Below are 25,530 nucleotides of genomic sequence, written 5' to 3' on the forward strand. Positions count from 1 at the left end.
CGCGTGAGCCGGCGCGGCGGCCGCGGGTTCCGCGTATTCACCCGGGGGTCTGCCTGGGGATCTGGTGACGGCGCCATGGCTCGACAGCTCTCTCTGGCGGGGTGGTGCGGAGCAAGAACGTACCTTCTGTGACGGCCTGTTCACACAGCGTTTGCCTACAAAACGGATATCTCACCCGCGATCCGCCATGAACTGCCATCCTTTGCGGCGGCGTGCCGCCGTTCCCCTTGACGCGCAGGGGCGTTGAACCATGTGGAGAGCGCCAGACACCGCGCAGACGCGGAGGGCTTGCCTTGTTGGAGGACTGCGTGAACACCGACACCCCCACCGACTTCACCGTCTCCGGTACGCAGACGACGGCCGTCCACCCGCCGAACGCACCGCATCCGAACGCACCGCATCCGAACGCACCGCGACCGAACGCGTGCGCTGAGGAGCCCTGCGACCTGGTGACCGTGCCCGCGCGCCAGGGGCTCGAAGCGGTCGACATCATCCGCCGCGGCGCCGCCCCCGCCGCCGTCGGCCCGGTCCTGCACGACGGGGCCTGCGACACCCTCGGCTTCCTGGTGCCGCCCGGCACCGCCGCCGCCTGGGACGTGCCGGGCAGTGCCTGTACGGAGACCAACGGGCGCGGTCTGCGCATGGCGGGGCTCCCCGTGGAGCCGCCCGTCACCGGCTCGGGCTGGCTGCTCCCGCCGGACACCACCGAGGTCACCGACCCCGGCCTGCTGCGGGCCGCGCTGGGTGAGGCGGCCCGGATGATCGAGGCGGCCGACGGCATCTGCGAGGCGGGCGTCCGCATCGCGCCGGTGCGGGAAGGCGGCCCCCGCGCGGCCGGTCGATAATGGCCGGATGGCGAAGAGCAGCAGGCGGCGGGGGTCGGGCCCGGAACCCGTCGTGGAGGCGGTGGACGGCGGGCTCGCGGAGCTCATACCCGACCGGGACCGGTCCGGCGGATGGACACTGCTGCTCGACGGGGCGCCCCAGTCGCACGTGGACCTCGACGCGCCGGACCGGCTGACCTTCGAGTACCAGCGCCGCCTCGGCCACGTCATCGACCTCGTCGCCGCACCCGGCCGGCCCCTGAACGTCGTGCACCTCGGCGGCGGCGCCTTCACGCTGGCCCGCTACATCGCGGCCACCCGGCCACGCTCCAGCCAGCAGATCGTCGAGCTCGACGCCGCCCTCGTCCAACTGGTGCGCCGCGAGCTGCCGCTCGACCCCGGGGCCCGGATCCGGGTGCGCGGCGGTGACGCGCGGGCCGGGCTCGCCAAGCTCCCCGACGCCTGGGCCGACCTCGTCATCGCGGACGTGTTCAGCGGCGCCCGCACCCCGGCGCATCTGACCAGCGCCGAGTTCCTCGACGACGTACGCCGTGTGCTCAAGCCGGACGGCACGTACGCCGCGAACCTCGCCGACGGGCCGCCGCTCGCGCATCTGCGGGGCCAGATCGCCACCGCCGCCGGTGTCTTCCCCGAGCTGGCGCTCGCCGCCGATCCGACGGTGCTGCGCGGCAAGCGGTTCGGCAACGCGGTGCTCGTCGGCTCCGCCGTGCCGCTGCCCGTCGCCGAGCTGACCCGGCGGATCGCGGGCGACCCGCACCCCGGGCGCGTCCAGCACGGCCGGGAGCTCGCCGACTTCACGGGCGGGGCTGCGGCGGTGCGCGACGCGAGCGCCAAGCCCTCGCCCGCGCCGCCCGCCTCGGCCTTCCGGTAGGCGGCGGGGCCCGTCCCCGCCGGGTCAGGTGTTGTTGATCTCCACCATGGGCGGATGGCCGTTCCACGTGCAGAACACCGAGACGGTCTCGCCGCCCCGCGTGAACGTGACCCGTATCCACTGCGCCTGGATCCAGCGCTCCATCTGCCAGCCGGACGCGGGCGTCGCCGAGACCAGCTGGGCCGAGCTGGCGCCGAGGTCGAAGACGACCCGGCCGCCCGACACGTTGTAGCCCTGCACCGCGCCCGAGTTGGCGGAATTGTCCGAACTGCCGGACGGCGGCGCGGACTTGGCGGAACCGGACGCCGTGTGGCCGCCCGGCGGCTTCCCGCTCCCGGCCCCCTTCGACGCCTTCGGCGAGGCCGAGACCGACGGCGCGGGCGGGCTCTCCTCGGCCCGACGGGTCGAGGAGGCCTCCGGCTCGGAGCCCTGAGTGATGCGCGCCTCGCCGCTGATCGGCAGGGCGCGCGGCGGGTCGTACGCCGTGCCGGCCATCACCGTGTGGACACCCCACCAGGAGAGCGTCACCGCGGCTCCCGTGGCGAGCGACCACGCCAAACCGTGTACGAGTCCTCTGTGCATCCGGGCCATACTGCACCACGCGCCCCACCGGTGTCCCGCCACCTCCGAGTCCACTCCCGCGGGGGACTCCGCTCCTCCGGATGGCGTACGGTGCGGCCCATGGCAAGTGTGCTCGTGGTCGAGGACGACCAGTTTGTCCGCTCCGCCCTCATCCGCCACCTCACCGAGGCCTCCCACACCGTACGGAGCGTCGGCACGGCACTCGAGGCGCTGCGCGAAGTCGCCCATTTCCGTTTCGACGTGGTCATCCTGGACCTCGGACTCCCCGACCTGGACGGGTCCGAGGCGCTCAAGATGCTGCGCGGCATCACCGACGTACCCGTGATCATCGCGACCGCGCGGGACGACGAGACGGAGATCGTGCGCCTCCTCAACGACGGCGCCGACGACTACCTCACCAAGCCGTTCTCCGTGGAGCACCTCTCCGCGCGGATGGCCGCCGTGCTGCGCCGGGCGCGCGGAGCCGCCGGGGCCGAGCCGCCGTCCACGGTGCTCCAGGTCGGCGGGCTCCGCGTGGACCCGCTGCGCCGCCAGGCCGAACTCGACGGCGCGGGGCTCGATCTGACCCGGCGCGAGTTCGACCTGCTGGCCTTCCTCGCGGGCCGGCCCGGCGTGGTCGTACCGCGCAAGGAACTCCTCGCCGAGGTGTGGCAGCAGTCGTACGGCGACGACCAGACCATCGACGTCCACCTGTCGTGGCTTCGCCGGAAGTTGGGCGAGACGGCGGCCCGGCCCCGCTATCTGCACACCCTGCGCGGTGTCGGGGTGAAACTGGAGCCGCCGCGATGAGGTGGGCGCTGGTCAAGGTCTGTCTCGCCGTGACCGTGATGGTCGTCGTCGCCTTCGCGGTGCCGCTCGGCATGGTCATCAAGGAGATGGCCCGCGACCGGGCGTTCTCCAACGCCGAACGCCAGGCCGCGGCGATCGGGCCCACGCTGTCCATCACCACCGACCGCGACGCCCTGGAGCGGGCCGTCGCCTCCACGCAGTCCGGGGCCGAGGACCGGATGGCCGTGCACGTACCTGCCGACCCGGCGGTGCCGGGCAGCGCGCCCGTCGAGATCGGCCGGCAGCGGGCCGCGGACAAGGACCTCGACGCCACCCGCAAGGTCATCAAGGCCTCGATCTCCGACGTGTCGGGCGGCTCCACCCTGCTCCAGCCGACCGCCCTGAGCTCCGGACAGATCGCGATCGTCGAGGTCTTCGTGCCGGAGGCCGAGGTCAGCAACGGCGTCGCGACGGCCTGGCTGGTCCTCGCCGGGGTCGGCATCGCGCTGATCATCGGCTCGGTCGCGGTCGCCGACCGGCTCGGGGTGCGCATGGTCCGCCCGGCCCAGCGGCTCGCGGGCGCGGCGCAGGACCTCGGCGAGGGGAAGCTCGGGGCGCGGGTGCCGGAGGAGGGCCCCACCGAGCTGCGCTCCGCGGCCGTCGCGTTCAATTCCATGGCCGACCAGGTGGTCCAACTCCTCGCCAACGAAAGGGAGTTGGCGGCCGATCTCTCCCATCGGCTGCGTACGCCGCTCACCGTGCTGCGGCTCAACGCGGCCTCCCTCGGGGACGGGCCGGCGGCGGACCAGACGCGGGCGGCGGTCGAGCAGCTGGAGCGGGAGGTCGACACGATCATCCGTACGGCGCGGGACGCCAAGCCGAAGACGCAGCCGGCGGGGCCGGGGGCGGGGTGCGACGCCTGCGAGGTGATCCTCGACCGGATGGCGTTCTGGTCGGCGCTCGCCGAGGACGAGGGCCGCGAGGTGCGGCTCGCCGGCGTGGACCGGCCCGTCCGCATCCCGGTGGCCCGCGCCGACCTCGTCGCGGTGCTCGACGCGCTGCTCGGCAACGTGTTCCGGCACACGCCGGAGGGGACGGCGTTCTCGGTGGACGTCCACAACGGGGAGGAGGCGGTGATCGTGCTGGTCTCCGACGCGGGGCCGGGCATCGCCGATCCCCGGGCGGCGCTGGCCCGGGGCAACAGCGGGGGCCGTCCCGGCTCGACGGGGCTCGGGCTCGACATCGTGCGGCGGGTCGCGGAGTCGACGGGCGGGGACGTCCGTATCGGCCACTCCGTCCTCGGTGGCACGGAGGTACGCCTCTGGATCGGCCTGGGCCGCCCCACCCCACCCCGCCGAGGCCACCGCCTCCGCCGCCGCCCCCACGCCTGACGGGGTTGCCGGGGCTCCGCCCCAGACCCCGAACGCGCCTGAACGGCGCTCGTCCTCAAGCGCCGGACGGGCTGAGGATGCGCATGCCGGCTGGCGTCGAGTAGTTCAGGGGCGCGGGGAACTGCGCGGGACGCGGGCACGGTCCGCAGATGGCAGCCGGGGTTGCCGGGGCTCCGCCCCAGACCCCGAACGCGCCTGAACGGCGCTCGTCCTCAAGCGCCGGACGGGCTGGCTATGTGCGTGCTGCCCGGCATGGAGTAGCTGGGGGCGCGGGGAACTGCGCGGGACGCGGGCACGGTCCGCAGATGGCAGCCGGGGTTGCCGGGGCTCCGCCCCAGACCCCGAACGCGCCTGAACGGCGCTCGTCCTCAAGCGCCGGACGGGCTGAGGATGCGCATGCCGGCCGGCATCGAGTAGTCAGGGGCGCGGGGAACTGCGCGACCAGCCACGCACGGTCCGCAGACGTGAGCCTGGGCGCCGGGGCTCCGGCAGAGCGCTCCGGGCGATCCGGGGGCGCACCCGGAGGCACCGGGGGGGGGGCGGGGCTTAACCTCCCCCCATCGCACCCTTAAGGCGACCCTAAGATCCCCAACCCCCGCCCCGAACCGGGCATTTGTCCGATTCCCCAGAGCTAGCGTGCTGCCCGCACCCCAGAACACCCCGCAAACGCAGAGGCAGGCACGGCATGGGCACCAGGACGCACCGGCGCAGGGCGAGCGGCAAGACCAAGGTGATCGGCGGCATCGTCGCCGCCTCGGTCGTCGGCGGCACCGCGTTCGCTCTCACCGGCACCGCACAGGCCGCCTCGGTCGGCGCCGCGTACACGAAGACCAGCAGCTGGACCGGTGGTTACACCGGGCAGTACGTCATCACCAACGACACCGGCAAGACCCTCGCCGACTGGACCCTGGAGTTCGACCTGCCGGCCGGCACCACGCTCTCCTCCCTCTGGAACGGCGACCAGAGCGTCAAGGGACAGCACGTCACCGTGAAGCCCCCGAGCTGGGACAAGGGCGGCCTCGCCGCCGGCAAGTCCGTGACCGTCGGATTCGTCACCTCCGCGAGCGGCACCGCGGGTGACCCCACCGGCTGTCTCATAGACCAGGAGAAGTGCTCCGTCGACACCGGCGCCACCCCGCAGCCGAGCGGACGCCCCACCGGGCAGCCCACCCCCGCGCCCTCGCAGTCGGCGGGCACCGGGTCCACCGCCAAGCCCACCACCAAGCCGACCGCCACCCCGTCCAAGACGGCCACCGCCACCCCGAGCACCCCGCCCGGCACCGGCACCGGCACCGCGGGCGGCGCCGCCGGGTTCTCCCCGTACGTCGACACCTCGCTCTACCCGGCGTACGACCTGCCCGGCACCGCCGACAAGACCGGCGTCAAGCAGTTCACCCTCGCCTTCGTCACCTCCGGCGGCGGCTGCACCCCGCTGTGGGGCGGCGTCACCGACCTGCCGGGCGACAAGGTCGCCTCGCAGATCGGCGCGCTGCGCGCCAAGGGCGGCGATGTCCGCGTCTCCTTCGGCGGTGCCTCCGGCTCCGAGCTGGGCCTGGTCTGCAAGAGCGCCGACGACCTCGCCGCCGCGTACGGCAAGGTCATCGACGCCTACAAGCTCACCAAGGTCGACTTCGACATCGAGGGCGCCGCGCTGCCCGACACCGCCGCCAACGCCCGCCGCGCGCAGGCCATCGCGAAGCTCCAGAAGTCCCACCCCGGGCTCGACGTCTCGTTCACGCTGCCCGTGATGCCGGAAGGCCTCACCCAGCCCGGCGTCGACCTCGTCGCCGACGCCAAGAAGAACGGCGTCAAGGTGTCCGCCGTCAACATCATGGCGATGGACTACGGGCCCTCGTACAGCGGCGACATGGGCGGCTACGCGGTGCAGGCCGCCACGGCGACCCAGGCGCAGATCAAGGGAGTCCTCGGCCTGTCCGACGCCGCCGCCTGGAAGGCCGTCGTCGTCACGCCGATGATCGGCGTCAACGACGTCAACGTCGAGAAGTTCACCGTCGCCGACGCCACCCAGCTCGTGGAGTTCGCGAAGTCCAAGGGCCTCGGCGGGCTCGCCATGTGGTCCGCCGCCCGCGACCAGCAGTGCCCGGGAGGCGCGAAGAACTCCGCCGACCCCACCTGCTCCTCGATCGCCCAGGAGCCGCTCGCCTTCACCAAGGCCTTCGCGGCCTTCAAGTAGCGCCCCGCACAACCCCGTTGACCAGCGTCCCGGCCGGTGCGCACCTTCCCCCACGTCGGCCGGGGCGCTTCAGCGCGTGAGCACCCCGACCACCAGGGCGAGGACGGCGACCGCCACCACCACCGCGGCCACCACACCCCATCCGAGCACCCCGCACGCCGCGAGCACGCACATCAGCGGCGCCACGACCAGCAGGAACGGCAGGGGTGAGAACCGGTTGAATCCCCTCGTGCTCATCGTGCCGCCGCCAGGTACTCCGTCAGCGAATCCCACCGGCCCGGCCGCGCCGAGGCGTCGCCGGAGAGGGCCGCCGGGTCCTCGCGCCACGCGGCCCGCACACCCGCCGAGAGCGTGCGGTCGCCGCCGCTGAACAGGGCGCTCAGCTCGTCCATCCGGGCCGCGATCCTGCGTACGCGGGGATCGGTCGGCGGGGTGCCCGACACCCTCGACTCCTCGGCCCGCCGGTACAGTTCGGGCCATTCGACTTCGAGCAGGTAGTGCGCGGCCGGGCCCACCGCCGCGGCGTGCCGGCCGAGGGCGGTCATCTGCTCGTCGTCCAGATGGCGGCGTACCGCCCCCTCCGCGGCGCCCGTGGCGCGCAGCGCGTCGAGGACCGCCGCGGTCGTGCGCGGCCTGCCGTCCGCCACCTCCTCCTCGATGTGCAGGAGCCGGTCCCGCAGCGTGGTGAGCGCGGCGAGATGCGCCTCGACGCTCTCGCGGTGGTCGCGCAGCACCCGCGTCGGGTCGACCCCCGCCTCCAGGCAGACGGCGATGGTGTCGAGCCCGAGCCCGAGGCCACGCAGCGCGAGCACTTGGTAGAGGCGCTCGACGTCGTCCTCGGTGTACTCGCGGTGCCCGCCCGCCGTGCGGCGCGACGGCGTGAGCAGCCCGATGGTGTCCCAGTGGTGCAGGGTGCGCACGGTGAGCCCACAGGCCTCGGCCAGTGGGCCCACCTTCCAGGTGGATTCGCTCATACGGCCACTGTGCATCCTCACGCCACGTGAGGTTCAAGCCCCGCGCGCCCGGCGTCAGACGCGGGCGGCCCGCCACTCCTCCGCGTAGTCGTTGAAGATCGCCCGCAGATGGTGGCCGATCTTCAGGTAGTCCAGGTCGTCGAGGTTGGCCAGCGAGACCCGCACCGACCACTGGGGCCCCTCGAAGCCGCCGCCGTTGAGCAGCACCACACTGGTCTGCTCGGCGAGCCGGAACAGCGGGTCGACGGGCTCGTAGTTCTTCTCCAGGAAGTCCGCGAAGTCCTTGCCGTGGACGCGTTCGGCCTCGGCGAGCAGATCGAGCTCGATGTAGTACCCGGCGCGCTTCGGATCGTCCGCGATCTTCATCTGGGCTCCTTCCAGGAGGAGTTCGAGCCGCTGGTTGACGATCGCGCGGATGCGGTGCTTGTACGCCTGGCCCTCCTCCAGGAGGTCGAAGAGCGAGAACAGCGTCATCATCACCTGCTGCGGCAGCGAGAGCCCCGCGGTGTGGTTGAGCGCCACCTGACGCGAATCGGCGACGAGCCGGTCGATGAACCGGATCTTCGCCGGCTCCAGGGTCAGCGTCCCGTACCGCTTGGCCAGGCGCTCCTGCTCCTGCGGCGGCAGCGCGGCGATCAGCTCGTCGATGACGTTGTCGTCGTGCAGCCCGATCACGCCGAGCCGGTGGCCGGTGCAGCCGTAGTGCTTGGAGTACGAGTAGACGAGCAGGGTGTTGCGGGGCGCCTCGGCGGCGATCGAACGGAAGCTCTCCACGAAGGTGCCGTACACGTCGTCGGTGACGATCAGCAGGTTCGGGTTGGGCCCGGCCACGATCTCCTTGATCTGCTGGGTGACCCGGTCGCTCAGCGCCAGCGAGGGCGGGTTGGACGGGTTCACCATGCAGACCAGCTTCACCGACGGGTCGGCCAGCTTGGCGACCTCCTCGGCGGGATAGCGCCACTCGCGCACCCCGGTCTCGGTGAACAGGCTCGCCTCGACGCGCACCACGTCGAACTCGTACGTGTCGAGCTCGGGGATCTCCACGTACGGCGTGAACACCGGCACCATCAGCGCGATCCGGTCGCCCTTCCTGAGGACCCCGTTCTTCATGAGGGAGTCGAAGATGTAGCACATGGCGGCGGTGCCGCCCTCGGTCGCGAAGAGCGACAGAGTGCCCTCCGGCGGACGCTTGTCGAACATCTCGTCGGCGAGGTAGCCGCGGACCACCTTCTCGGCGTGGACCAGCATCCGGTCCGGCACCGGGTAGTTGTCGCCGATCGAGCTGTCGGTGAGCTCGTGCACGAACTCGTCCCGGTCGAAGCCGAACCGCTCCACGGCGTACGCGACGCACCGCTCCAAGAGCTCGATGCCGGGCAGGTCCGGGTGCTGGCGCACATACGCGTCGAAGCGGGCGGCCGCGCCCTGCTTCTCGGGCATGCCGCCCAGGTTGTCGGCGGTCCACACCCGGCGGGACTCCGACAGGGCGAAGTAGCCGAGCGCGTAGAACGCCTCGCGGGGGCCGGTGGCCACCCAGTTCGGGTTGCCGCGGCCCGCGTTGAGCATCTGCCGCGCCGACTTCTCCTTCTGGCCCGGCTCGTCCGCCTGTACCGCCTGCGCGATCTGGATGAACTTGTCCTTCAGCTCGAACGGCGAGAGCTGGGCGAAGGACTGGATTTCCTCACGGGTGAAGGTCGTCTTCGGCACGGAACTTCCTTACGTACGTCGGTGATGGAACCTGTTCAGTGGTTGAGGAGGATGATCACGGCGCCCCAGATGGTGAGCAGCACGTTGCTCATCGCGTAGGGGATGGTGTAGCCGAGGGTGGGGATCTGGGACCGGGACGCCTCGTTGACCGCGCCGAACGCGGCGGTGGTGGTCTCGCCGCCCGCCAGGACGCCCAGCAGGATCGGGAAGCGGATCTTCTGGATGTAGTGGCCCACCAGGAAGCCGACGAGCAGCGGGACGACGGTGACGACCACGCCCCACAGCAGCAGCGACCAGCCCGCCGTGGCGAGCCCGCTGGTGAAGCCGGGCCCGGCGTTGAGGCCGACCACCGCGATGAACAGGCAGAGCCCGAGCGTGTCCATGAACCACTGGGCGCCGGGCGGGACGTTGCCGTACGTCGGGTACTTGGAGCGGATCCAGCCGAAGACCAAGCCCATGATCAGCGCGCCGCCCGAGGTGGAGAGCGAGATCGGGACGCCGCCCGCCTTCAGGGCCGGGATGCCGATGAGGGCGCCGAGGAAGATGCCGAGGCACACCCACACCATGTCGGTGGCGAAGCTGGTCGGCACCGGCTTGCCGATCGCCTTGCCGGCCGGGCCCACCAGGCGCCTGGGCCCGGTCAGGATGAGCGTGTCACCACGCTCCACCGGGGTGGAGAGCCGGTAGGGGAACTCGGCGCCCGAGCGGTACAGCTTGTCCACGTACACCCCGACCATGAACGGCTCCTGCCGCAACTCCCCGATGGTCTTGCCCAGTTGGGTCTTCTCGGAGGCCACCACGTGCAGGGTCTCCGTCTGGTAGCCGAGCAGCTCCACGTCGTCCGCCTCGCCGCCGACGTGGGTGCGGGCGTCGTAGCCGACCAGGTCGCCGCGGATCGCGCTGATCGCGACGGTGTCGCCGAGACGCAGGACCGTCTGCTGGTCGTGCGGGAGCACGGCGCCGTCCCGCCGCACCGCGGTGATGTAGACGCGGCGGCCCAGCTGCTTCTGCTGCTGTTCGAAGTCGTCGATGGTGCGGCCGACGATGTCGGGGCGCTCCACCGTGTAGGCGCGCAGCACCACCTCGTAGTAGCCCGCGCCGAGGTCGGGGTCGTCGCCGGGCGCGTCCAGCTCCCTGGCCAGCTGGGCGCTCTCCGCGGCGAGGTCCCTGCGGTAGAGGCGGGGCAGCACCGACGCCAGGAGCAGCGCCGCGCACACGGTGCCCAGCGGGTAGCAGACGGCGTACCCGATGGCGACGAGGTTCTCCTCGCGCCGGAGCTCCGCCGGGCCGAGCCCCGGCAGGTTGCCGATGGCGTCCTGCGCGACACCGATCACCGCCGACTGGGTGAGGCCGCCGCCGAGCAGCCCGGCCGAGAGGCCGGGACCGTAGCCGAGCGCCGAGGCCAGGCCCCAGGAGACCAGCAGGCCCGTGACGCAGACGACCAGCGCGTTGGCGACCTGCGGCAGGCCGTCCTTCTTCAGGCCGCGGAAGAACTGCGGCCCGACCCGGTAGCCGAGCGCGAACAGGAACATCGTGAAGAAGAGGTTCTTGACCGTCGCGTCGATCGGCACCTTGAACTGGGCGCCCAGGAACAGGCCCACGATGAGGCAGCCGGTGACCGCGCCGAGCCCGATCGCCCGGTAGCGGACCTTCCCGAGCAGGAAGCCGAGCGCGATGGTGACGAAGATCAGGAGCTCGGGGTGGGGCTGGAAGATGTTCCGGTCGAGGAAATCGATCATGTTCAGGCTCCGAGGACGCCGACGAGGACCGGGCCGGTCAGGGGCAGCAGGAAGTTGGAGAGCGTGTACGTGATCGTGTAGCCGAGCATCGGTACGGAGCTCTGGGCGACCTGGGTGATGGAGGTGATCGCGGGCGTCGAGCACTGCTGCCCGGCGATCGCGCCGATCAGGAGCGGCTTCTCGATCTTCAGCAGGGTCCGCCCGACCACCAGCGACAGGGTGGCGGGGATCAGCACCATCGCGATCCCGGCGAACGGGAGCAGCGCACCGTACTGCTTGAGCAGCGGCCAGGCCTGCGGCCCCGACACCAGGCCGGTGCAGGCGATGAACACTGCGAGGCCCATGTCCTTCAGGGTGGTCGCGGCCTGCGGCGGGAACGCGCCGAAGGTCTGCTTGCGGGAGCGGAACCAGCCGAAGACGAGACCGGAGATCAGACAGCCGCCGCCGGTGCCGAGGGAGAGCGGGATGTCACCGGCGCGGACCACGATCTGCCCGAGCAGCGAGCCGCACACGATGCCCAGGCCCAGGTAGATGAAGTCGGTGGAGTCGTTCTTGACCACCGCGCCGATCTTCGCCACGAGCTTGTCGAGCCCGGAGCGGGCACCGGCCAGGGTGAGCACGTCGCCCCGCCGCACCACGGTGTCCGGCGTCGCGGGCAGATGCTGGTCGTTGCGCAGGACGTCGGTGACGTACACGCCCTGGCGCAGGAACTCCGGGTGGTCCTGCTGGAGCTGGTCGAGGCTCTTGCCGTCGGCGGACTTCTCGGTCATCGCGACCTGGGCGGTGGCCAGCGGCGAGTCGAGGCCCGGGATCCCGGGCGTCTCGGGGCCGATCTCCCGGCCCGCCTCGATGGTGTTGGCCCGTCGGCCGACCACGAGCACGAGGTCGGACAGGGTCAGCTCGGTCTCCGGCTGCGGGGTGAGGGTGCGGCTGCCGCGGCGCAGCGCCTCGATGGTGATCCGCCCGCCGAGCGAGGACTCCAGGTCGCCGATGGTGCGGCCGTCGGCCGTCGTCACCAGATAGGTGCGGCCCACCAGACCCGGCAGCGCCTCGCGTTCGTCGGCCTCCAGGCCGCGCTCGCCCCCGCCGCCGCGCATCTTCTCCCACAGCTGCCGGGACGCGTCCCGCAGGTTGATGCGCAGCAGCATCGGCATGATCTGGCTGGTGTAGATGACGATGGTGATGAGGCCGAAGAGGTAGCAGACGGTGTACGCGGTGGCCACATGGCCCTGGTAGTCGGTGATCTGGGCGGCGCTGAGGCCGCCGAGTTTGCCGATGGCCTCGGTGGCGGTGCCGACGACCGCGGACTCGGTGGCGGCGCCGGCCAGGATGCCGGACGCGGTGCCGACATCGAGCCCGAACGCCTTCGCCATGCCGTAGGCGATGCCGAGCACACAGACCAGCTCGATCAGGCAGAGCGTGAAGAAGCGCAGGCTGCCGCGGTTGAGGTTGGCGAAGAACTGCGGCCCGGCGAGATAGCCGAGCGAGAAGATGAAGAGGGCGAAGAAGACCGTCTTGACGTCGTCGGAGACCTGCACCTTGGCCCAGGCGCCCATCAGGAGCGAGACGATGAGGGTGCCGCAGATCCCGCCGAGCGTGATGGGCCCGGCCCGCAGCTTGCCGACGAGGTAGCCGAGCGCGAGGCAGAGGAAGAGGGCGAGCTCCGGGTGGTCCTTGAGGATGCCCATCGCGGCTCAGCCGAGCCGGAGGACGTGTCGTGCGTACCGGGCATATATGGGCATAAGGCGCATGAACGTGAAACTAACAGCGGGCGGGGGCGGCGGCATCCCGGTCCGCCGCCCCCCGCCGCCCCTTCCGCCGCCCCTCCCGCCGGTCCTCCCGGGGTGTCAGGCCCCGGGCGCCGGGGGCAGTTCCCCCGTTCGGATCAGCTCCGCGTACCAGCGGGCGCTCGCCTTCGGGGTGCGGGCCAGCGTCGCGTAGTCCACGTACACCGCGCCGAACCGCTTGCCGAACCCGTACGACCACTCGAAGTTGTCCATCAGGGACCACAGGTAGTAGCCCCGCACGTCGGCGCCCGCCTCGATCGCCCGGCGCACCGACGCGAGGTGGCCGTGCAGATAGCGGATGCGGTCCGGGTCGTGCACGGCGCCGTCGGGGCCCGGCGCGTCATCGCAGGCCGCGCCGTTCTCGGTGACCAGGAGCGGCAGCCCCGGGGCCTCCTTGGCGTAGCGCAGCAGCAGGTCGTACAGGCCGGACGGGTCGATGGTCCAGCCCATCGCGGTGCGCTCGCCGGGCGGCTGGTGGAAGGCGACCGCCCCGGCGCCGGGCCACGGCGAGTGCGGGCTCGCGCCGTGGCCGTCGGCGCGGGCGTCCGCGCCGTGCGGGTCGGCCGCCGAGACGAGGGAGGTCGTGTAGTAGTTGAGGCCGAGCGCGTCGAGCGGCTGGTGGATCGCGCGGGGATCGCCGTCGTGCACGAAGGACCAGTCCGTCACGGACGCGGTGTCCGCGAACAGCCGCTCCGGGTACGCGCCGTGCAGCATCGGGCCGTGGAAGATCCCGTTGGCCAGGTCGTCGATCCGGCGCACCGCGTCCAGATCCGCCGCGTCCTGCGAACGCGGCCTGACAACGGCCGAGTTGAGGCTGACCGCGATCTGGTTGCGGGCCGGCATCGCGGCCCGCAGCGCCGACGTCGCCTCACCGTGCGCGAGGTTGAGATGGTGCGCGGCACGCAGCGAGGCCGCCGGGTCGGTGCGGCCCGGCGCGTGCACCCCCGAGGCGTACCCCAGGAAGGCGCTGCACCAGGGCTCGTTGAGGGTGGTCCACCGCTCGACCCGGTCGCCGAGCGCGGCCCCGACGAGCGCCCCGTACTCGGCGAAGCGGTACGCGGTCTCGCGGGCGGGCCAGCCGCCCGCGTCTTCCAGCTCCTGCGGCAGGTCCCAGTGGTAGAGGGTGAGCGCGGGCGCGATGCCGTGGTGGAGCAGCTCGTCGACGAGCCGCCGGTAGAAGTCGAGGCCCCGCTGGACGGCCGGCCCGCGCCCGGTGGGCTGCACCCGGGACCAGGAGACGGAGAAGCGGTACGAGGTGAGGCCGAGCTCCGCCATCAGCGCGACGTCCTCGCGCATCCGGTGGTAGTGGTCCACGGCCACATCGCCGGTGTCGCCCCCGGCGGTCCGGCCCGGGGTGTGGCTGAACGTGTCCCAGATGGAGGGGGTGCGGCCGTCCTGGGCCGCCGCCCCCTCGATCTGGTAGGCGGAGGTGGCGGCACCCCAGAGGAACCCGGGCGGAAAGCGGTCGGACATGCGGCACTCCCAACGAGCTGAGGAATAAGGAGAATTGAGGAGCGGCAACCGGACGCGTACCGGCTAGCCCTTGACCGCGCCCTGCATGATCCCGCCCACGATCTGCCGCCCGAACAGGACGAACGCGAGCAGCAGCGGCAGGGTGCCGAGCAGGGCGCCGGCCATGATGACCGACTGGTCGGGGATGTAGCCGCGGCCGAGCCCGGTGAGGGCGACCTGGACGGTGGGGCTGCCGTTCTGGGTGAGCGCGATGATCGGCCAGAAGAAGTCGTTCCACGCCATGACGAAGGTCAGCATCCCGAGCACCGCCATCGCGGGCCGGGCGACGGGGAACACGATGTGCCACACCACCCGCCAGCTGCTCGCCCCGTCCACCCGGGCCGCCTCGACCAGCTCGGTGGGGAGCGCCTCCACGAGGTACTGCCGCATGAAGAACACCCCGAACGCGCTGACCAGGGTGGGCAGGATGACCGCCTGGAGCTGGTCGGTCCAGGAGAGCTTGGCGACCATCATGTACAGCGGTACGACGCTGAGCTGCGGCGGCACCATCATCGTGCCGATCACCAGGAGCATCAGCAGGTTCTTGAAGCGGAACCGCAGCTTGGCGAAGGCGAAACCGGCGAGGGTGGAGAAGAACACCGTGCCGGCCGCGACGCAGCCCGCCACGATCACCGTGTTGAGCAGGGCGGTGCCCATGTTGGCGTCGGTCCAGGCGATCCGCAGGTTCCGGAACAGGTTGCCGCCGAACCAGAACGGCGGCGGTGTCTGGGCGAGCCGGGTGTTGGTGCGGGAGGCGGCCACCGCCGTCCAGATCAGCGGGAAGAGCGATCCGGCGGTGAACACGATCAGTACGGCGTAGGTGAGACGGCCGCCGTGCAGCTGGCGGCCGGCGCGCTGGGCCTTCAACTCGTCATCCCCTTACGCAAGGTACGGGAGACGAGCCAGTTCACCGCGCCGATGAGGAGCAGGATCAGGAACATCGCCCAGGCGATCGCCGAGGCCCGGCCCAGGTGCAGATTGACCCAGCCCTGCTCGTACAGGTAGAGGCCGAGCGTCTGGTACTGGTGGTCCGAGCCGCCGGTGGCGCCGGCGGCGCCGTTGAACAGGAGCGGCTCACCGAAGAGCTGGGTCGCGCCGATGGTGGAGACGACCGTGGTGAACAGGATGGTGGGGCGCAGCGCGGGGACCGTCACATGGCGGAACTGCTGCCACCGCGAGGCCCCGTCGAGCGCCGCCGACTCGTACAGGTCGGCGGGGACCGCCTGCATCGCGGCGAGGTAGATCAGCGCGTTGTAGCCGGTCCAGCGCCATATGACGATGGTGGAGACGGCGAGCTGCGAGGTCCAGGTGCCGTTCTGCCAGTCGACGGGCCCGAATCCGACGAGCCCGAGCGCCCAGTTGATCATTCCGTAGTCGCGCCCGAAGAGCAGCACGAACACCAGGGTCGCGGCCGCCACGCTGGTGGCGTACGGGGTGAGCACGGCGACGCGGAAGAACATCGAGCCGCGCAGCTTGTAGTTGAGCAGGTGCGCGATGCCGAGCGCGACGAGCAGTTGCGGCACGGTGGACAGGACGCCGATGGTGAAGGTGTTGCGCAGCGCGTTCCAGAAGAAGTCGTCGGAGAGCAGCCGCGAGAAGTTGCGCAGCCCCACCCAGGTCATGTCGTTCGGCGCGGTCAGCTCGACCTGGTGCAGCGAGGCCCAGCCCGTGTAGAGGAGCGGGAAGAGGCCGAACGCCGCGAAGAACAGGAAGAAGGGCGCGACGAAGGCGTACGGGCTCCAGCGCGTGTCCCGCCGGTAGCGGCGGCTGCGGCGCGCCTCGGCGCGCTCCCGGGCGGGGGCCGTGCCCTCCTGCCCGGGAGCGGGGGAGGGCACGGCGGCCGTGGTGTCGCTCGCCATCGTCACTGGTCCAGGGCGTTGTCGATCGCCTTCACCGCTGCGTCCCAGCCCTGCTGCGGCGTCTTGCCCTTCTGTTCGACCTGGAGCATGCCGATGTCGGACAGGTTCTGCTGGATGATCTGGTCCTTCGGGCCGAGGATCTGCACCGGGGTGCCCTCGGCGGCCTTCGCGAAGATCTGTCCGATGGGCGCGCCCCCGAAGTAGGCGTGCTTGGCGTCGGCGACGGCGGGCAGCCCGTACGCCGCCTTGGCGCTGGGGAAACTGCCGCGCTTCTCGAACAGGACGGCCTGCTGCGCGGGGGCGGTCAGCCATGCCGCGAGCTTGGCGGCCTCCGCGGTGTGCTTGCCGGCGGAGGGCACGGTCAGGAATGAGCCGCCCCAGTTGGAGGGCTTGGGGGCGGCGGCCACGTCCCACTTGTCCTTGCCGGCGGCGCCCGCCTTGTCCTGGATGTAGCCGAGCATCCAGGCCGGGCAGGAGACGGTGGCGAAGGTGGCGTTGGCGAAGCCCTGGTCCCAGGTCGGCTGGAACTGCTGGAGCTTGGCGCTGAGACCGCCGGTCGCGAACGCGCTCGCCGTGTCCCAGGCCTGCTTGATCGCCGGGTTGTCCTTGTAGACGACCTTGCCGTCGGCGTCGTAGTAGCGCACCGCGCTGGACCCGGTGATCGAGTTGAGCACGCCGGAGGCGGAGTCGACGAACGCGGCGCCCGAGGGGACCTTCGCCTTGAACTGCCGCCCCACCTCCAGGTACTTGTTCCAGTCGCCCGCCCACAGCTTGCCCACGGCGTCCCGGTCGGTGGGCAGACCGGCCTTGGCGAACAGGTCCTTGCGGTAGCAGATGCCGGTCGGGCCGGTGTCGGTGCCGAGGCCCACCGTCTTGCTGTCCTTGGTGGTGGCCTCGGCCCACTTCCACGGAAGGAAGTCGTCCTTGCGCACGCCGGACGCCTTCGACAGGTCCACCAGCTTGCCGCTCTGCGTCGCGGTGACCTCGGCGATGTTGCTGACCTCGACGGCCTGGATGTCGGCGAGCCCGCTGCCGGAGCCGAGGTGGGTGAGGAGCTGCGGGTAGTAGTTCTCGTTCCGCTCGATCGAGGTTTGCTTGATCTCGATGTCGGGGTGGAGCTTCATGTACGCGTCGTAGAGCCCGGCCTCCTTCAGCCCGAAGGCGCCGAAGACGCCGACGGTCAGGGTGGTCTTCGCGCCACCGCCTCCGCCCCCGCCGGAGGAGCCGCCGGCCGCCGTGTCCTTGCCGTCGTCGGCACAGCCGGCGAGCAGGGCGGTGCCGAGCGCGGCCATGGCGGCGAGGGCCGTGAGGCGTCTGGACATACGTGTACGCGTGCGCATGTGCTTCCTCCAACTGTCGTCCGGGCCAGGCCGGTTGAGGCGGTCGGCGCGGGCGGAAGGGATGCGAAAGGTGTAGGGACCTACTACTGTGGGAGCGCTCCCAGCCGTGATGTGTTGAAGGTTCGCGGCTGTCTGTTGGACTGTCAAGGGACCGCGCAATGACAGGGGATGCCGTTCTCCGTCCGGCCGGGGCTGTTACTTTCACCGTCAGTTGCGCGAGTTGGGGAGGCAGACGTGACAACAGCTCGCACGGCCAGGGGCCGGAGCGCGGGGCGGCCCACCCTGGAAGAAGTGGCCGCGCGGGCCGGGGTCGGCCGGGGCACGGTGTCCCGGGTGATCAACGGCTCGCCCCGGGTCAGCGAGGAGACCCGCGCCGCCGTCGAGGCCGCCGTCGCCGAACTCGGCTACGTACCGAACCGGGCGGCCCGCGCGCTCGCCGCCAACCGCACCGACGCGATCGCCCTGGTCGTGCCGGAACCCGAGGCCCGCTTCTTCGCCGAGCCGTACTTCTCCGACATCGTGCGCGGGGTGGGGGCGGCCCTGGCCGACACCGACATGCAGCTCCTGCTCACGCTGGTCGGCGGCGACCGCGAACGCCGCAGGCTCGCCCAGTACCTCGCCTCGCACCGGGTCGACGGCGTGCTGCTGGTCTCGGTCCACGCCGACGACCCACTCCCCGACCTCCTGGAACAGCTCGGCATCCCCGTCGTCATCAGCGGCCGGCGCAGCGAGGACGAGCCGCTCGCCTCGGTCGACTCCGACAACTTCGAGGGCGCCCGCACCGCCGTCGCCCACCTCGTCGCCCGGGGCCGGCGCACCATAGCCACGATCGCCGGGCCCCTCGACGTGTACGGCGCCCGCCGCCGCCTGGACGGCTACCGGGCCGCCCTCGCGGAGGCACACCTGGCCGAACTCACCGCGCACGGCGACTTCACCGAGGAGGGCGGCCGCCGCGCGATGACCGAACTCCTGGCCCGCGCCCCGCACCTCGACGCGGTCTTCGCCGCATCCGACCTGATGGCCTCGGGCGCCCGCCAGGTCCTGCGCGAACACGGCCACCGCATCCCCGAGGACACGGCCCTGATCGGCTTCGACGACTCGTCGATAGCCCGCCACATGGACCCGCCCCTGACGAGCGTGCGCCAGCCGATAGAGGAGATGGGCCGCGCGATGGCCGAACTCCTCCTCGCCGAGATCACCGCCACCGAACCGTCCCGCCCGAGCCTGATCCTGCCGACGGAACTGGTGGTGCGGGCGTCGTCGTAGGAGATCCCACTCCGCGCGGAACGCTCTTCGCGGAGTGGGAAGCGCGCACGCGAAAGAGGGCCCGCTCCGTTTTCACGGAGCGGGCCCTCTTCGTTCAGGGTGAGTAACGGGACTCGAACCCGCGACATCCTGGACCACAACCAGGTGCTCTACCATCTGAGCTATACCCACCATGCATGACCGGACTGTTGTGGTCTTGGGAAGTCCCTGGGGGCTTCCCTACCGGCCGAGAAAAAGTGTACAGGGTCCGAGAGGGTGCTCGCGCACATGTTTCGCGGCACTCTCCCGGAGCCCCTGTTCGGGGCGCCGCACGGCGCACCGCGGAGGGTTACTCCGCAGGCAGGACGTGCTTTGCCGCGATGGACTTCGCCGTGTCCGAGTCCGGGCCCGGCTGCGGTACGAAGACCGCCTCGCGGTAGTAGCGGAGCTCCGCGATGGATTCGCGGATGTCCGCCAGCGCGCGGTGGTTGCCGTTCTTGTCCGGGCTGTTGAAGTAGGCCCGCGGATACCAGCGGCGGGCGAGCTCCTTCACGGAGGACACGTCCACGATCCGGTAGTGGAGGTGGGACTCCAGGCTCGGCATGTCCCGCAGCAGGAAGCCGCGGTCGGTGCCGACCGAGTTCCCGCACAGCGGCGCCTTGCCCGGCTCCTTGACGTGTTCCCGTACGTACGCGAGGACCTGCTCCTCGGCGTCGGCCAGCGTGGTGCCGCCGGCCAGCTCGTCGAGGAGCCCGGAGGCGGTGTGCATGGCGCGCACCACCTCCGGCATGGTCTCCAGCGCGGCGTCCGGGGGACGGATCACGATGTCCACCCCTTCGCCGAGTACGTTCAGCTCCGAGTCGGTGACCAGTGCGGCCACCTCGATGAGTGCGTCGTCCGCCAACGAGAGCCCGGTCATCTCGCAGTCGATCCACACCATGCGGTCGTTCATGCGTCTCACCCTACGGGGCGCTCCGCTGGCCGGGCAGACTCGGACGGCCACCGGTGTACCCGGAGGCGTACAGATCGGAGCCGGGCTTCCCCGGCTCCGGCACCGTGTGCGACGCGGAGGGACCCATCACCGCACTGGCCGCCGCCGTCCGCCTGACCTGGGGGAGCGCCTGGGACGGCACGGTCTCCGGCACCGGAGCGGGCATCGGCACCGCGACGGGACCCGCACTGGGTTCCGGCTGCGGACGCCGCGCCCGGTAGGCCGCCCGGTAGGAGGCCGGGGACGAGCCGAGCTGACGGCGGAAGTGCCCGCGCAGCGCGACGGGGGAGCGGAAGCCGCAGCGGCCCGCCACCTCGTCCACCGAGTAGTCGGACGTCTCCAGCAGGCGCTGGGCCTGCAGGACCCGCTGGGTGATCAGCCACTGGAGGGGGGCCGACCCGGTCAGCGAGCGGAAACGACGGTCGAAGGTGCGGCGGCTCATGTACGCCCGCGCGGCCAGGGTCTCCACGTCGAACTGCTCGTGGAGGTGCTCCAGCGCCCAGGCGACGACCTCGGCCAGCGGGTCGGAGCCGATCTCCTCAGGTAAAGACCTGTCGAGATAGCGCTCCTGTCCGCCGCTCCGGCGGGGCGGCACGACGAGTCTGCGGGCCAGCGCGCCGGCCGCCTCACTGCCGTGGTCCGTCCGCACGATGTGGAGACAGAGATCGATTCCGGCCGCGGTCCCGGCCGAGGTGAGGACGTCCCCGTCGTCGACGAAGAGCTCCCTCGGGTCCACATGGACCGATGGGTACCGCTTGGCCAGTGTCGGCGCGTACATCCAGTGCGTCGTCGCCGGGCGGCCGTCGAGCAGACCGGCCGCGGCGAGCACGAACGCGCCGGTGCACAGCCCGACGATCCTTGCCCCTTCCTCGTGTGCCCGGCGCAGCGCTTCGAGCGCGGCGGCGGGGGGCGGCGAGGTGATGGAACGCCACGCGGGCACCACCACTGTTCCCGCCCTGCTGATCGCCTCCAGGCCGTAGGGCGCGGTGAGTTCGAGTCCCCCTGTGGTCCGCAGGGGTCCTTCCTCACCGGCGCACACCAGCAGGCGGTAACGCGGTACTCCCGCGTCCTGACGGTCGATGCCGAACACGGAGAGCGGAATGGAACTTTCGAAGATGGGGCCGCCACTGAACAGCAGCACGGCGACGACTTCCCGGCGTCGGCGGCCGGCCAGCTTCCTTGCGGTCTCCGGTGATGCGGCAGCGGAGTCCTGGCTCATGGCGCTAAGCCCCCCTCGGTGTTCGCGGCTCCCCGTTCTTGTCGGGCTTGTCGCTCCTGCACTTTTCCCCTCGGTTTTGCACGAGTCCCCAGCCTTCGATACGCAAGATCGAATCTACTGCGTCCCGCGGTGCCGGCGTGACAAATCCGGCACCCAGCGCTATGTCGACAAGGCAACTTGGCGCGAAGCTTTCGATCACGAGCGTTTCACTCGTGAGCCCCGTAGGGGAAGTGCGCCTGCTGGGGATGGCCCGTACCCGTAGGGTGCCGGAGCCCGCATGAACCCTTTCTTCCCTGGTGGCAAGGGGGTTGGCAGGCCATTCGGCCAAGCGATCCGACACCCGGGGAAGTTGGCCGAAAACAGATGGGTCCAGTTGTGCGATCGGCTCACCCTTCGGGTGTACAGCTCCCTCCGTGACGCCCTCCGCGCTGCCCCGCGGGGGCCGCTCGGCCCCGTCGACTCCGCGCCACAACCGACCGCAGTGCCCGTTCTTCGGCGGCCGCCCGCTCGGAGTGCCGCAAGAGCAGGCGGCACACGGCCGTCACGGCCGTGAGGCCCGCCGCGGAACCGGCCGCGCCGGCGAACGAGGACCCGTAGACGACGAGCACCACGGGCACGAGCAGACAGCTGAACACCGCCCAGCGCACGACGTCCCCCGCCGGATCGCCGGAGGGACCTGTGGAGGCGGACCATACTTGTTCTGCGTTCACGGACCGGTTGGTACGTACGGTTTCAGCCGCGAGCGGCGGTCCCGGCGCCCGGTGGCGGGAGCCGGCCGGAGCGGCGGGGGCGGACGGGTGGGCGACCGGGGGAGGGGGCACGAGGGGGTGCTTCCTTGATCGGGATCGGGGTGATCGCGTGGCTAACGCGGAAGCGCCCGCTCCGGTCACTGGAAGATCATCAATATGGAGGCTTCGTCAGGCCGTGGTCAGGCCGTCCGCCAGGCCGTCGTCAGGCCGTCACCAGGGCGCCGGAGGGGGTGCCGGCGGGCGGCGCGGAACCGGCCGGGGCCGGGGTCCCGGGCGGCCCGGGGGGCCGTGCGGGGGACGGCTGTACAGGGCACCGAGCATTGCCATCCGGGGCCGCCTCGTGCATGCTCCCGGGGAACACCGAGTCGGTTCGGCGGCTCTGGGCAGGAGAGGAGTGTCGCCGTACCCTTGGGGGTATGGGGTTGGGAAGATGATTCCCGGACACGGCTCCCCCCGGACACAGCTACGCCGCCGACTCGTTGTTGCTCACCAGTCCCCGCTGTCCCTCGACTGAGGACCTCTTTCGCCGAGACACCCATGGCCGGTCACGAATTCTCCGAACCCGCGGACCGCAAGCAGGTAGCCGACCCCACGTCGGACCTCCAAGCGGCGACAGAACCACGTCATTCCTGCGATCCCGCGTTCCGTCACGGCGTCGTCGTCGGCTTCGACGGCTCGACCTCCAGTGAGCGGGCCCTCGCCTACGCCATCGGCATGGCCAAGCGCTCCGGCTCCGGGCTGATCATCGTGCACGTGGCCAACCGGCTGCCCACCACGGTGTGGGCCGGCTGCGAGCCGCCGGTCTTCGTGGATGTACCGGACCACCGCACCGAGGTCCTCGGCCTCGAACTCGCCTGTGCCGACTACCTCGCCGAGGTCCCCTGGATCCTGGTCGAGCGCGGTGGCGACATCTGCCACGAACTGGAAGAAGTCGGGCGCGAGTACGCGGCGGACGCGATCGTCGTCGGCTCCACGCACGGCCTCGTCGGGCGGATCTTCGGCTCCGTGGCGGGCCGCCTCGCGCGCCGGGCGCAGCGCCCCGTCGTCGTCATCCCGTAATCACACGGTGTCCCGGTCGAGACCGGCGCCGGGTTAGGCTGACGCGACGTCAACTCCCTTGCTCCGTGGCCGAATCTACCCATGCGTAGGGGTGGATTGTGTGCTTGTGAAGGGTAAATAAGGGTCGCTGGGAAGCAGCACAAGCGCACCTGAAGGGAGCCCGCCGTGGACAATGAAGTTCCCGCGGGAAGCATCACTTCCACCCTCGGCCACCTCGCACTCGGCCTCACCCTGCTGGCCTTCGGCATAGGCAACACGCGCGTCGTCCACGGCGTGACGGTGGCCGACTCGGTCTCCGTCGCCACCTACGTCGGCGGCATCGGCCTGTTCGTCCTCGGCGTCCTCGCCTTCCGCGACCAGGACGCGTTCACCGGCACCGCCTTCGCCGGCCTCGGTGCCTTCTGGTTCACCTGGGCGGCCGGGGCCGACACCAAGTTCTCGGCCAACGCGGCCGGCCTCTTCCTCGTCCTGTTCGCGCTGCTCGCGCTGAGCCTCGCCGCGGGCTCGACGGGCGCCGGGATCTTCCGGCAGGGCACGTACGGACTGCTCTTCCTGGCCCTGGTGCTCCTGGCGATCGGCCAGTTCGCGGGGAGTTCGTCGCTCGGCAAGGTGGCCGGCTGGGTCGCCGCGGTCGCGGGCGCCGTGGCCTGGTACGGAGCGACGGCCGCGCTCGCCAAGTGGCCGACCGCCATGCCGCGACGTGCCGCCGGCCGGGGGGTGACGGCCACCGGCTGACCGGCCGCTGCGTGCCGGTGCCGTGGGCAGCACGGGCACGCACGAGGGCGACCCCCGCCGAGGGGCAGGGGTCGCCCTTTTCCGTGCGTACGGCGCGTGCGGCGGCTCATCGGGCCGCGCGCGCCGCGTACGGGCTACTCGACCGTGACCGACTTCGCCAGGTTGCGCGGCTTGTCGATGTCGCGGCCCATCGCCAACGCCGTGTGGTACGCGAAGAGTTGGAGCGGGATGCCCATGAGGATCGGGTCGAGCTCGTCCTCGTTCTTCGGCACGACGATGGTGTGGTCGGCCTTCTCCTGGTTCTGGTGCGCGACCGCGAGGATCCGGCCGCTGCGGGCCTTGATCTCCTCCAGGGCGGCGCGGTTCTTCTCCAGGAGGTCGTCGTCGGGGACGATCGCGACCGTGGGGAGCGCCGGCTCGATCAGGGCGAGCGGGCCGTGCTTCAGCTCGGAGGCCGGGTAGGCCTCGGCGTGGATGTAGGAGATCTCCTTGAGCTTCAAGGAGGCCTCCAGGGCGACCGGGTAGCCGCGAACGCGCCCGATGAACATCATCGACTGGGCGCCCGCGTACTCCTGGGCCAGCTTCTCGATCTCCGGCTCCATGGCCAGGATCTCCTCGATCTGGCCGGGCAGCTTGCGCAGGCCCTCGATGATCCGCTTGCCGTCGGCGACCGACAGATCACGGATGCGGCCGAGGTGCAGGGCGAGCAGCGCGAAGGCGACGACCGTGTTGGTGAAGCACTTGGTGGAGACGACGCAGACCTCGGGGCCGGCGTGCACGTAGGTGCCGCCGTCCGCCTCGCGGGCGATCGCCGAGCCGACCACGTTCACGACGCCGAGGACGCGGGCGCCCTTGCGCTTGAGCTCCTGCACCGCCGCGAGCACGTCGTACGTCTCACCGGACTGCGAGACCGCGATGTACAGGGTGTCGGGGTCCACGACCGGGTTGCGGTAGCGGAACTCGGACGCCGGCTCGGCGTCCGCGGGGATGCGGGCCAGCTCCTCGATGAGGCCGGCGCCGATCATGCCCGCGTGGTACGAGGTGCCGCAGCCGAGGATCTTGATGCGGCGCACACCGCGGGCCTCGCGGGCGTCCAGGTTCAGGCCACCGAGGTGCACGGTGGAGAAGCGGTCGTCGATGCGGCCGCGCAGGACACGGTCGACGGCCTCGGCCTGCTCGCTCATCTCCTTGTGCATGTACGTGTCGTGGCCGCCCATGTCGAAGGAGGCGGCCTCCCACTCGACGGTCTCGGGGGTGGCGTTGGTGACCGTGCCCGACGTCGTGTACGTCCGGAAGTCGTCGGCCTTCAGGGTCGCCATCTCGCCGTCGTTGAGGGTGACGACCTGGCGGGTGTGGGCGATCAGGGCGGCCACGTCGGAGGCGACGAGCATCTCCTTCTCGCCGATGCCGAGGATGACCGGGGAACCGTTGCGGGCGACCACGATGCGGTCGGCGAAGTCGGCGTGCATCACGGCGATGCCGTAGGTGCCCTCGATGACCTTGAGCGCCTCGCGGACCTTCTCCTCCAGGGAGTCGGCCTGGGAGCGGGCGATCAGGTGGGTGATGACCTCGGTGTCGGTCTCGGAGGCGAAGACGACGCCCTCGGCCTCCAGCTTGCCGCGCAGGTCGGCGGCGTTGTCCACGATGCCGTTGTGGACGACGGCGACCTTGTTCTCGGGGTCGAGGTGCGGGTGCGAGTTCACGTCGGACGGGGCGCCGTGGGTGGCCCACCGGGTGTGGGCGATGCCCGTGGTGCCGGCGAAGCGCTTGGGGACGCGGGCCTCCAGGTCGCGGACACGGCCCTTGGCCTTGACCATCTTCAGCGCCCCGGACTTGGGGGTGTTGACGACCATGCCCGCGGAGTCGTAACCCCGGTACTCCAGCCGCGCCAGGCCTTCCAGCAGCAGCGGAGCGACATCACGCTTACCGATATAACCGACGATTCCGCACATAGAGTCTCTGCCCC

Annotated in this window: 22 protein-coding genes and 1 tRNA gene; 8 read left to right on the top strand and 15 right to left on the bottom strand. The window is 71.3% G+C overall.

All coding sequences use genetic code 11. The annotated features are described in order from the left end of the window. Window positions 1-308 precede the first annotated feature (308 nt). Entirely contained in the window at window positions 309-845 is a 537-nt protein-coding gene (locus OOJ98_RS03165) for a hypothetical protein (RefSeq protein WP_267053063.1), read from the top strand. Window positions 846-852: 7 nt separating this feature from the next. Continuing rightward, a complete protein-coding gene (locus OOJ98_RS03170) occupies window positions 853-1,716 on the top strand; it encodes a spermidine synthase (protein ID WP_267053064.1) in 864 nt (287 codons plus the stop codon). A gap of 24 nt (window positions 1,717-1,740) precedes the next feature. On the opposite strand, the gene OOJ98_RS03175 is transcribed toward OOJ98_RS03170, so the two are convergent. Further along, window positions 1,741-2,298: a hypothetical protein gene (locus OOJ98_RS03175; RefSeq protein ID WP_267053065.1), complete on the bottom strand. Its 558-nt coding sequence runs from the start codon at window positions 2,296-2,298 to the stop codon at window positions 1,741-1,743. Between the two features lie 99 nt (window positions 2,299-2,397). On the opposite strand from OOJ98_RS03175, the gene OOJ98_RS03180 reads away from it, so the two are divergent. The 3 genes from OOJ98_RS03180 (at window position 2,398) to OOJ98_RS03190 (ending at window position 6,651) form a co-directional block, all read left to right on the top strand. Further along, window positions 2,398-3,087 (top strand): response regulator transcription factor, encoded by a 690-nt coding sequence (locus tag OOJ98_RS03180; protein WP_267053066.1) that lies wholly within the window; start codon window positions 2,398-2,400, stop codon window positions 3,085-3,087. Then, window positions 3,084-4,457: a HAMP domain-containing sensor histidine kinase gene (locus tag OOJ98_RS03185; protein ID WP_267053067.1), complete on the top strand. Its 1,374-nt coding sequence runs from the start codon at window positions 3,084-3,086 to the stop codon at window positions 4,455-4,457. The genes OOJ98_RS03180 and OOJ98_RS03185 overlap by 4 nt, the downstream gene beginning before the upstream one ends. 685 nt (window positions 4,458-5,142) lie before the next feature. Further along, window positions 5,143-6,651: a cellulose binding domain-containing protein gene (locus tag OOJ98_RS03190; RefSeq protein WP_267053068.1), complete on the top strand. Its 1,509-nt coding sequence runs from the start codon at window positions 5,143-5,145 to the stop codon at window positions 6,649-6,651. Between the two features lie 69 nt (window positions 6,652-6,720). Here the strand turns inward: OOJ98_RS03190 and OOJ98_RS03195 are convergent, their stop codons facing one another. The 9 genes from OOJ98_RS03195 to OOJ98_RS03235 form a co-directional block, all read right to left on the bottom strand. Then, window positions 6,721-6,888: a hypothetical protein gene (locus OOJ98_RS03195; RefSeq protein ID WP_267053069.1), complete on the bottom strand. Its 168-nt coding sequence runs from the start codon at window positions 6,886-6,888 to the stop codon at window positions 6,721-6,723. Continuing rightward, a complete protein-coding gene (locus OOJ98_RS03200; protein ID WP_267053070.1) occupies window positions 6,885-7,625 on the bottom strand; it encodes a MerR family transcriptional regulator in 741 nt (246 codons plus the stop codon). Before OOJ98_RS03200 ends, OOJ98_RS03195 begins: the two co-directional genes overlap by 4 nt. Window positions 7,626-7,679: 54 nt before the next feature. Further along, a complete protein-coding gene (locus tag OOJ98_RS03205) occupies window positions 7,680-9,329 on the bottom strand; it encodes a bifunctional aspartate transaminase/aspartate 4-decarboxylase (protein WP_267053071.1) in 1,650 nt (549 codons plus the stop codon). Window positions 9,330-9,364: 35 nt separating this feature from the next. Further along, on the bottom strand, window positions 9,365-11,068 hold the full coding sequence (gene aspT / locus OOJ98_RS03210) for an aspartate-alanine antiporter (RefSeq protein WP_267053072.1): 1,704 nt from the start codon (window positions 11,066-11,068) through the stop codon (window positions 9,365-9,367). A gap of 2 nt (window positions 11,069-11,070) precedes the next feature. Further along, the gene (gene aspT, locus OOJ98_RS03215; protein ID WP_267053073.1) at window positions 11,071-12,756 is read right to left on the bottom strand and encodes an aspartate-alanine antiporter; all 1,686 of its coding nucleotides are present in this window, start codon (window positions 12,754-12,756) and stop codon (window positions 11,071-11,073) included. Between the two features lie 159 nt (window positions 12,757-12,915). Further along, entirely contained in the window at window positions 12,916-14,328 is a 1,413-nt protein-coding gene (locus tag OOJ98_RS03220) for a GH1 family beta-glucosidase (protein WP_267053074.1), read from the bottom strand. A 63-nt stretch (window positions 14,329-14,391) separates the two neighbouring features. Beyond that, window positions 14,392-15,234, bottom strand: coding sequence for a carbohydrate ABC transporter permease (locus OOJ98_RS03225; RefSeq protein ID WP_267053075.1), 843 nt, complete (start codon window positions 15,232-15,234; stop codon window positions 14,392-14,394). Continuing rightward, the gene (locus tag OOJ98_RS03230) at window positions 15,231-16,226 is read right to left on the bottom strand and encodes a carbohydrate ABC transporter permease (protein ID WP_267053076.1); all 996 of its coding nucleotides are present in this window, start codon (window positions 16,224-16,226) and stop codon (window positions 15,231-15,233) included. Before OOJ98_RS03230 ends, OOJ98_RS03225 begins: the two co-directional genes overlap by 4 nt. A gap of 2 nt (window positions 16,227-16,228) precedes the next feature. Further along, window positions 16,229-17,548 (bottom strand): extracellular solute-binding protein, encoded by a 1,320-nt coding sequence (locus OOJ98_RS03235; protein WP_267053077.1) that lies wholly within the window; start codon window positions 17,546-17,548, stop codon window positions 16,229-16,231. A gap of 252 nt (window positions 17,549-17,800) precedes the next feature. Between OOJ98_RS03235 and OOJ98_RS03240 the strand changes: the two genes are divergently transcribed. Then, window positions 17,801-18,832, top strand: coding sequence for a LacI family DNA-binding transcriptional regulator (locus OOJ98_RS03240; RefSeq protein ID WP_267053078.1), 1,032 nt, complete (start codon window positions 17,801-17,803; stop codon window positions 18,830-18,832). Window positions 18,833-18,930: 98 nt separating this feature from the next. Here the strand turns inward: OOJ98_RS03240 and OOJ98_RS03245 are convergent. The 4 genes from OOJ98_RS03245 to OOJ98_RS03260 all read right to left on the bottom strand — a co-directional run bounded on the left by OOJ98_RS03245 (window position 18,931) and on the right by OOJ98_RS03260 (window position 21,731). After that, window positions 18,931-19,003, bottom strand: a tRNA-His gene (locus tag OOJ98_RS03245). Between the two features lie 157 nt (window positions 19,004-19,160). Next, on the bottom strand, window positions 19,161-19,763 hold the full coding sequence (gene orn, locus OOJ98_RS03250) for an oligoribonuclease (RefSeq protein ID WP_267053079.1): 603 nt from the start codon (window positions 19,761-19,763) through the stop codon (window positions 19,161-19,163). A 10-nt stretch (window positions 19,764-19,773) separates the two neighbouring features. After that, entirely contained in the window at window positions 19,774-21,021 is a 1,248-nt protein-coding gene (locus OOJ98_RS03255) for a helix-turn-helix domain-containing protein (RefSeq protein ID WP_267053080.1), read from the bottom strand. Window positions 21,022-21,407: 386 nt separating this feature from the next. Then, a complete protein-coding gene (locus tag OOJ98_RS03260; RefSeq protein WP_267053081.1) occupies window positions 21,408-21,731 on the bottom strand; it encodes a hypothetical protein in 324 nt (107 codons plus the stop codon). 576 nt (window positions 21,732-22,307) lie between these two features. On the opposite strand from OOJ98_RS03260, the gene OOJ98_RS03265 reads away from it, so the two are divergent. After that, window positions 22,308-22,829, top strand: coding sequence for a universal stress protein (locus OOJ98_RS03265; protein ID WP_114036721.1), 522 nt, complete (start codon window positions 22,308-22,310; stop codon window positions 22,827-22,829). Window positions 22,830-22,994: 165 nt separating this feature from the next. Beyond that, window positions 22,995-23,564, top strand: coding sequence for a GPR1/FUN34/YaaH family transporter (locus OOJ98_RS03270; RefSeq protein WP_267053082.1), 570 nt, complete (start codon window positions 22,995-22,997; stop codon window positions 23,562-23,564). Window positions 23,565-23,698: 134 nt separating this feature from the next. Here the strand turns inward: OOJ98_RS03270 and glmS are convergent, their stop codons facing one another. Next, window positions 23,699-25,516: a glutamine--fructose-6-phosphate transaminase (isomerizing) gene (gene glmS, locus OOJ98_RS03275; protein WP_267053083.1), complete on the bottom strand. Its 1,818-nt coding sequence runs from the start codon at window positions 25,514-25,516 to the stop codon at window positions 23,699-23,701. Window positions 25,517-25,530 lie beyond the last annotated feature (14 nt).

The organism is Streptomyces sp. NBC_00083 (genome assembly GCF_026343295.1).
Lineage (GTDB): Bacteria > Actinomycetota > Actinomycetes > Streptomycetales > Streptomycetaceae > Streptomyces.

What these genes read in the sequence shown, in the direction of transcription:
- OOJ98_RS03170 (WP_267053064.1), top strand. Translation starts at nt 853, where the DNA reads ATGGCGAAGAGCAGCAGGCGGCGGGGGTCGGGCCCGGAACCCGTCGTG.
- OOJ98_RS03175 (WP_267053065.1), bottom strand. Translation starts at nt 2,298, where the DNA reads ATGCACAGAGGACTCGTACACGGTTTGGCGTGGTCGCTCGCCACGGGA.
- OOJ98_RS03180 (WP_267053066.1), top strand. Translation starts at nt 2,398, where the DNA reads ATGGCAAGTGTGCTCGTGGTCGAGGACGACCAGTTTGTCCGCTCCGCC.
- OOJ98_RS03185 (WP_267053067.1), top strand. Translation starts at nt 3,084, where the DNA reads ATGAGGTGGGCGCTGGTCAAGGTCTGTCTCGCCGTGACCGTGATGGTC.
- OOJ98_RS03190 (WP_267053068.1), top strand. Translation starts at nt 5,143, where the DNA reads ATGGGCACCAGGACGCACCGGCGCAGGGCGAGCGGCAAGACCAAGGTG.
- OOJ98_RS03195 (WP_267053069.1), bottom strand. Translation starts at nt 6,888, where the DNA reads ATGAGCACGAGGGGATTCAACCGGTTCTCACCCCTGCCGTTCCTGCTG.
- OOJ98_RS03200 (WP_267053070.1), bottom strand. Translation starts at nt 7,625, where the DNA reads ATGAGCGAATCCACCTGGAAGGTGGGCCCACTGGCCGAGGCCTGTGGG.
- aspT (WP_267053072.1), bottom strand. Translation starts at nt 11,068, where the DNA reads ATGATCGATTTCCTCGACCGGAACATCTTCCAGCCCCACCCCGAGCTC.
- aspT (WP_267053073.1), bottom strand. Translation starts at nt 12,756, where the DNA reads ATGGGCATCCTCAAGGACCACCCGGAGCTCGCCCTCTTCCTCTGCCTC.
- OOJ98_RS03220 (WP_267053074.1), bottom strand. Translation starts at nt 14,328, where the DNA reads ATGTCCGACCGCTTTCCGCCCGGGTTCCTCTGGGGTGCCGCCACCTCC.
- OOJ98_RS03230 (WP_267053076.1), bottom strand. Translation starts at nt 16,226, where the DNA reads ATGGCGAGCGACACCACGGCCGCCGTGCCCTCCCCCGCTCCCGGGCAG.
- OOJ98_RS03235 (WP_267053077.1), bottom strand. Translation starts at nt 17,548, where the DNA reads ATGTCCAGACGCCTCACGGCCCTCGCCGCCATGGCCGCGCTCGGCACC.
- orn (WP_267053079.1), bottom strand. Translation starts at nt 19,763, where the DNA reads ATGAACGACCGCATGGTGTGGATCGACTGCGAGATGACCGGGCTCTCG.
- OOJ98_RS03255 (WP_267053080.1), bottom strand. Translation starts at nt 21,021, where the DNA reads ATGAGCCAGGACTCCGCTGCCGCATCACCGGAGACCGCAAGGAAGCTG.
- OOJ98_RS03265 (WP_114036721.1), top strand. Translation starts at nt 22,308, where the DNA reads ATGGCCGGTCACGAATTCTCCGAACCCGCGGACCGCAAGCAGGTAGCC.
- glmS (WP_267053083.1), bottom strand. Translation starts at nt 25,516, where the DNA reads ATGTGCGGAATCGTCGGTTATATCGGTAAGCGTGATGTCGCTCCGCTG.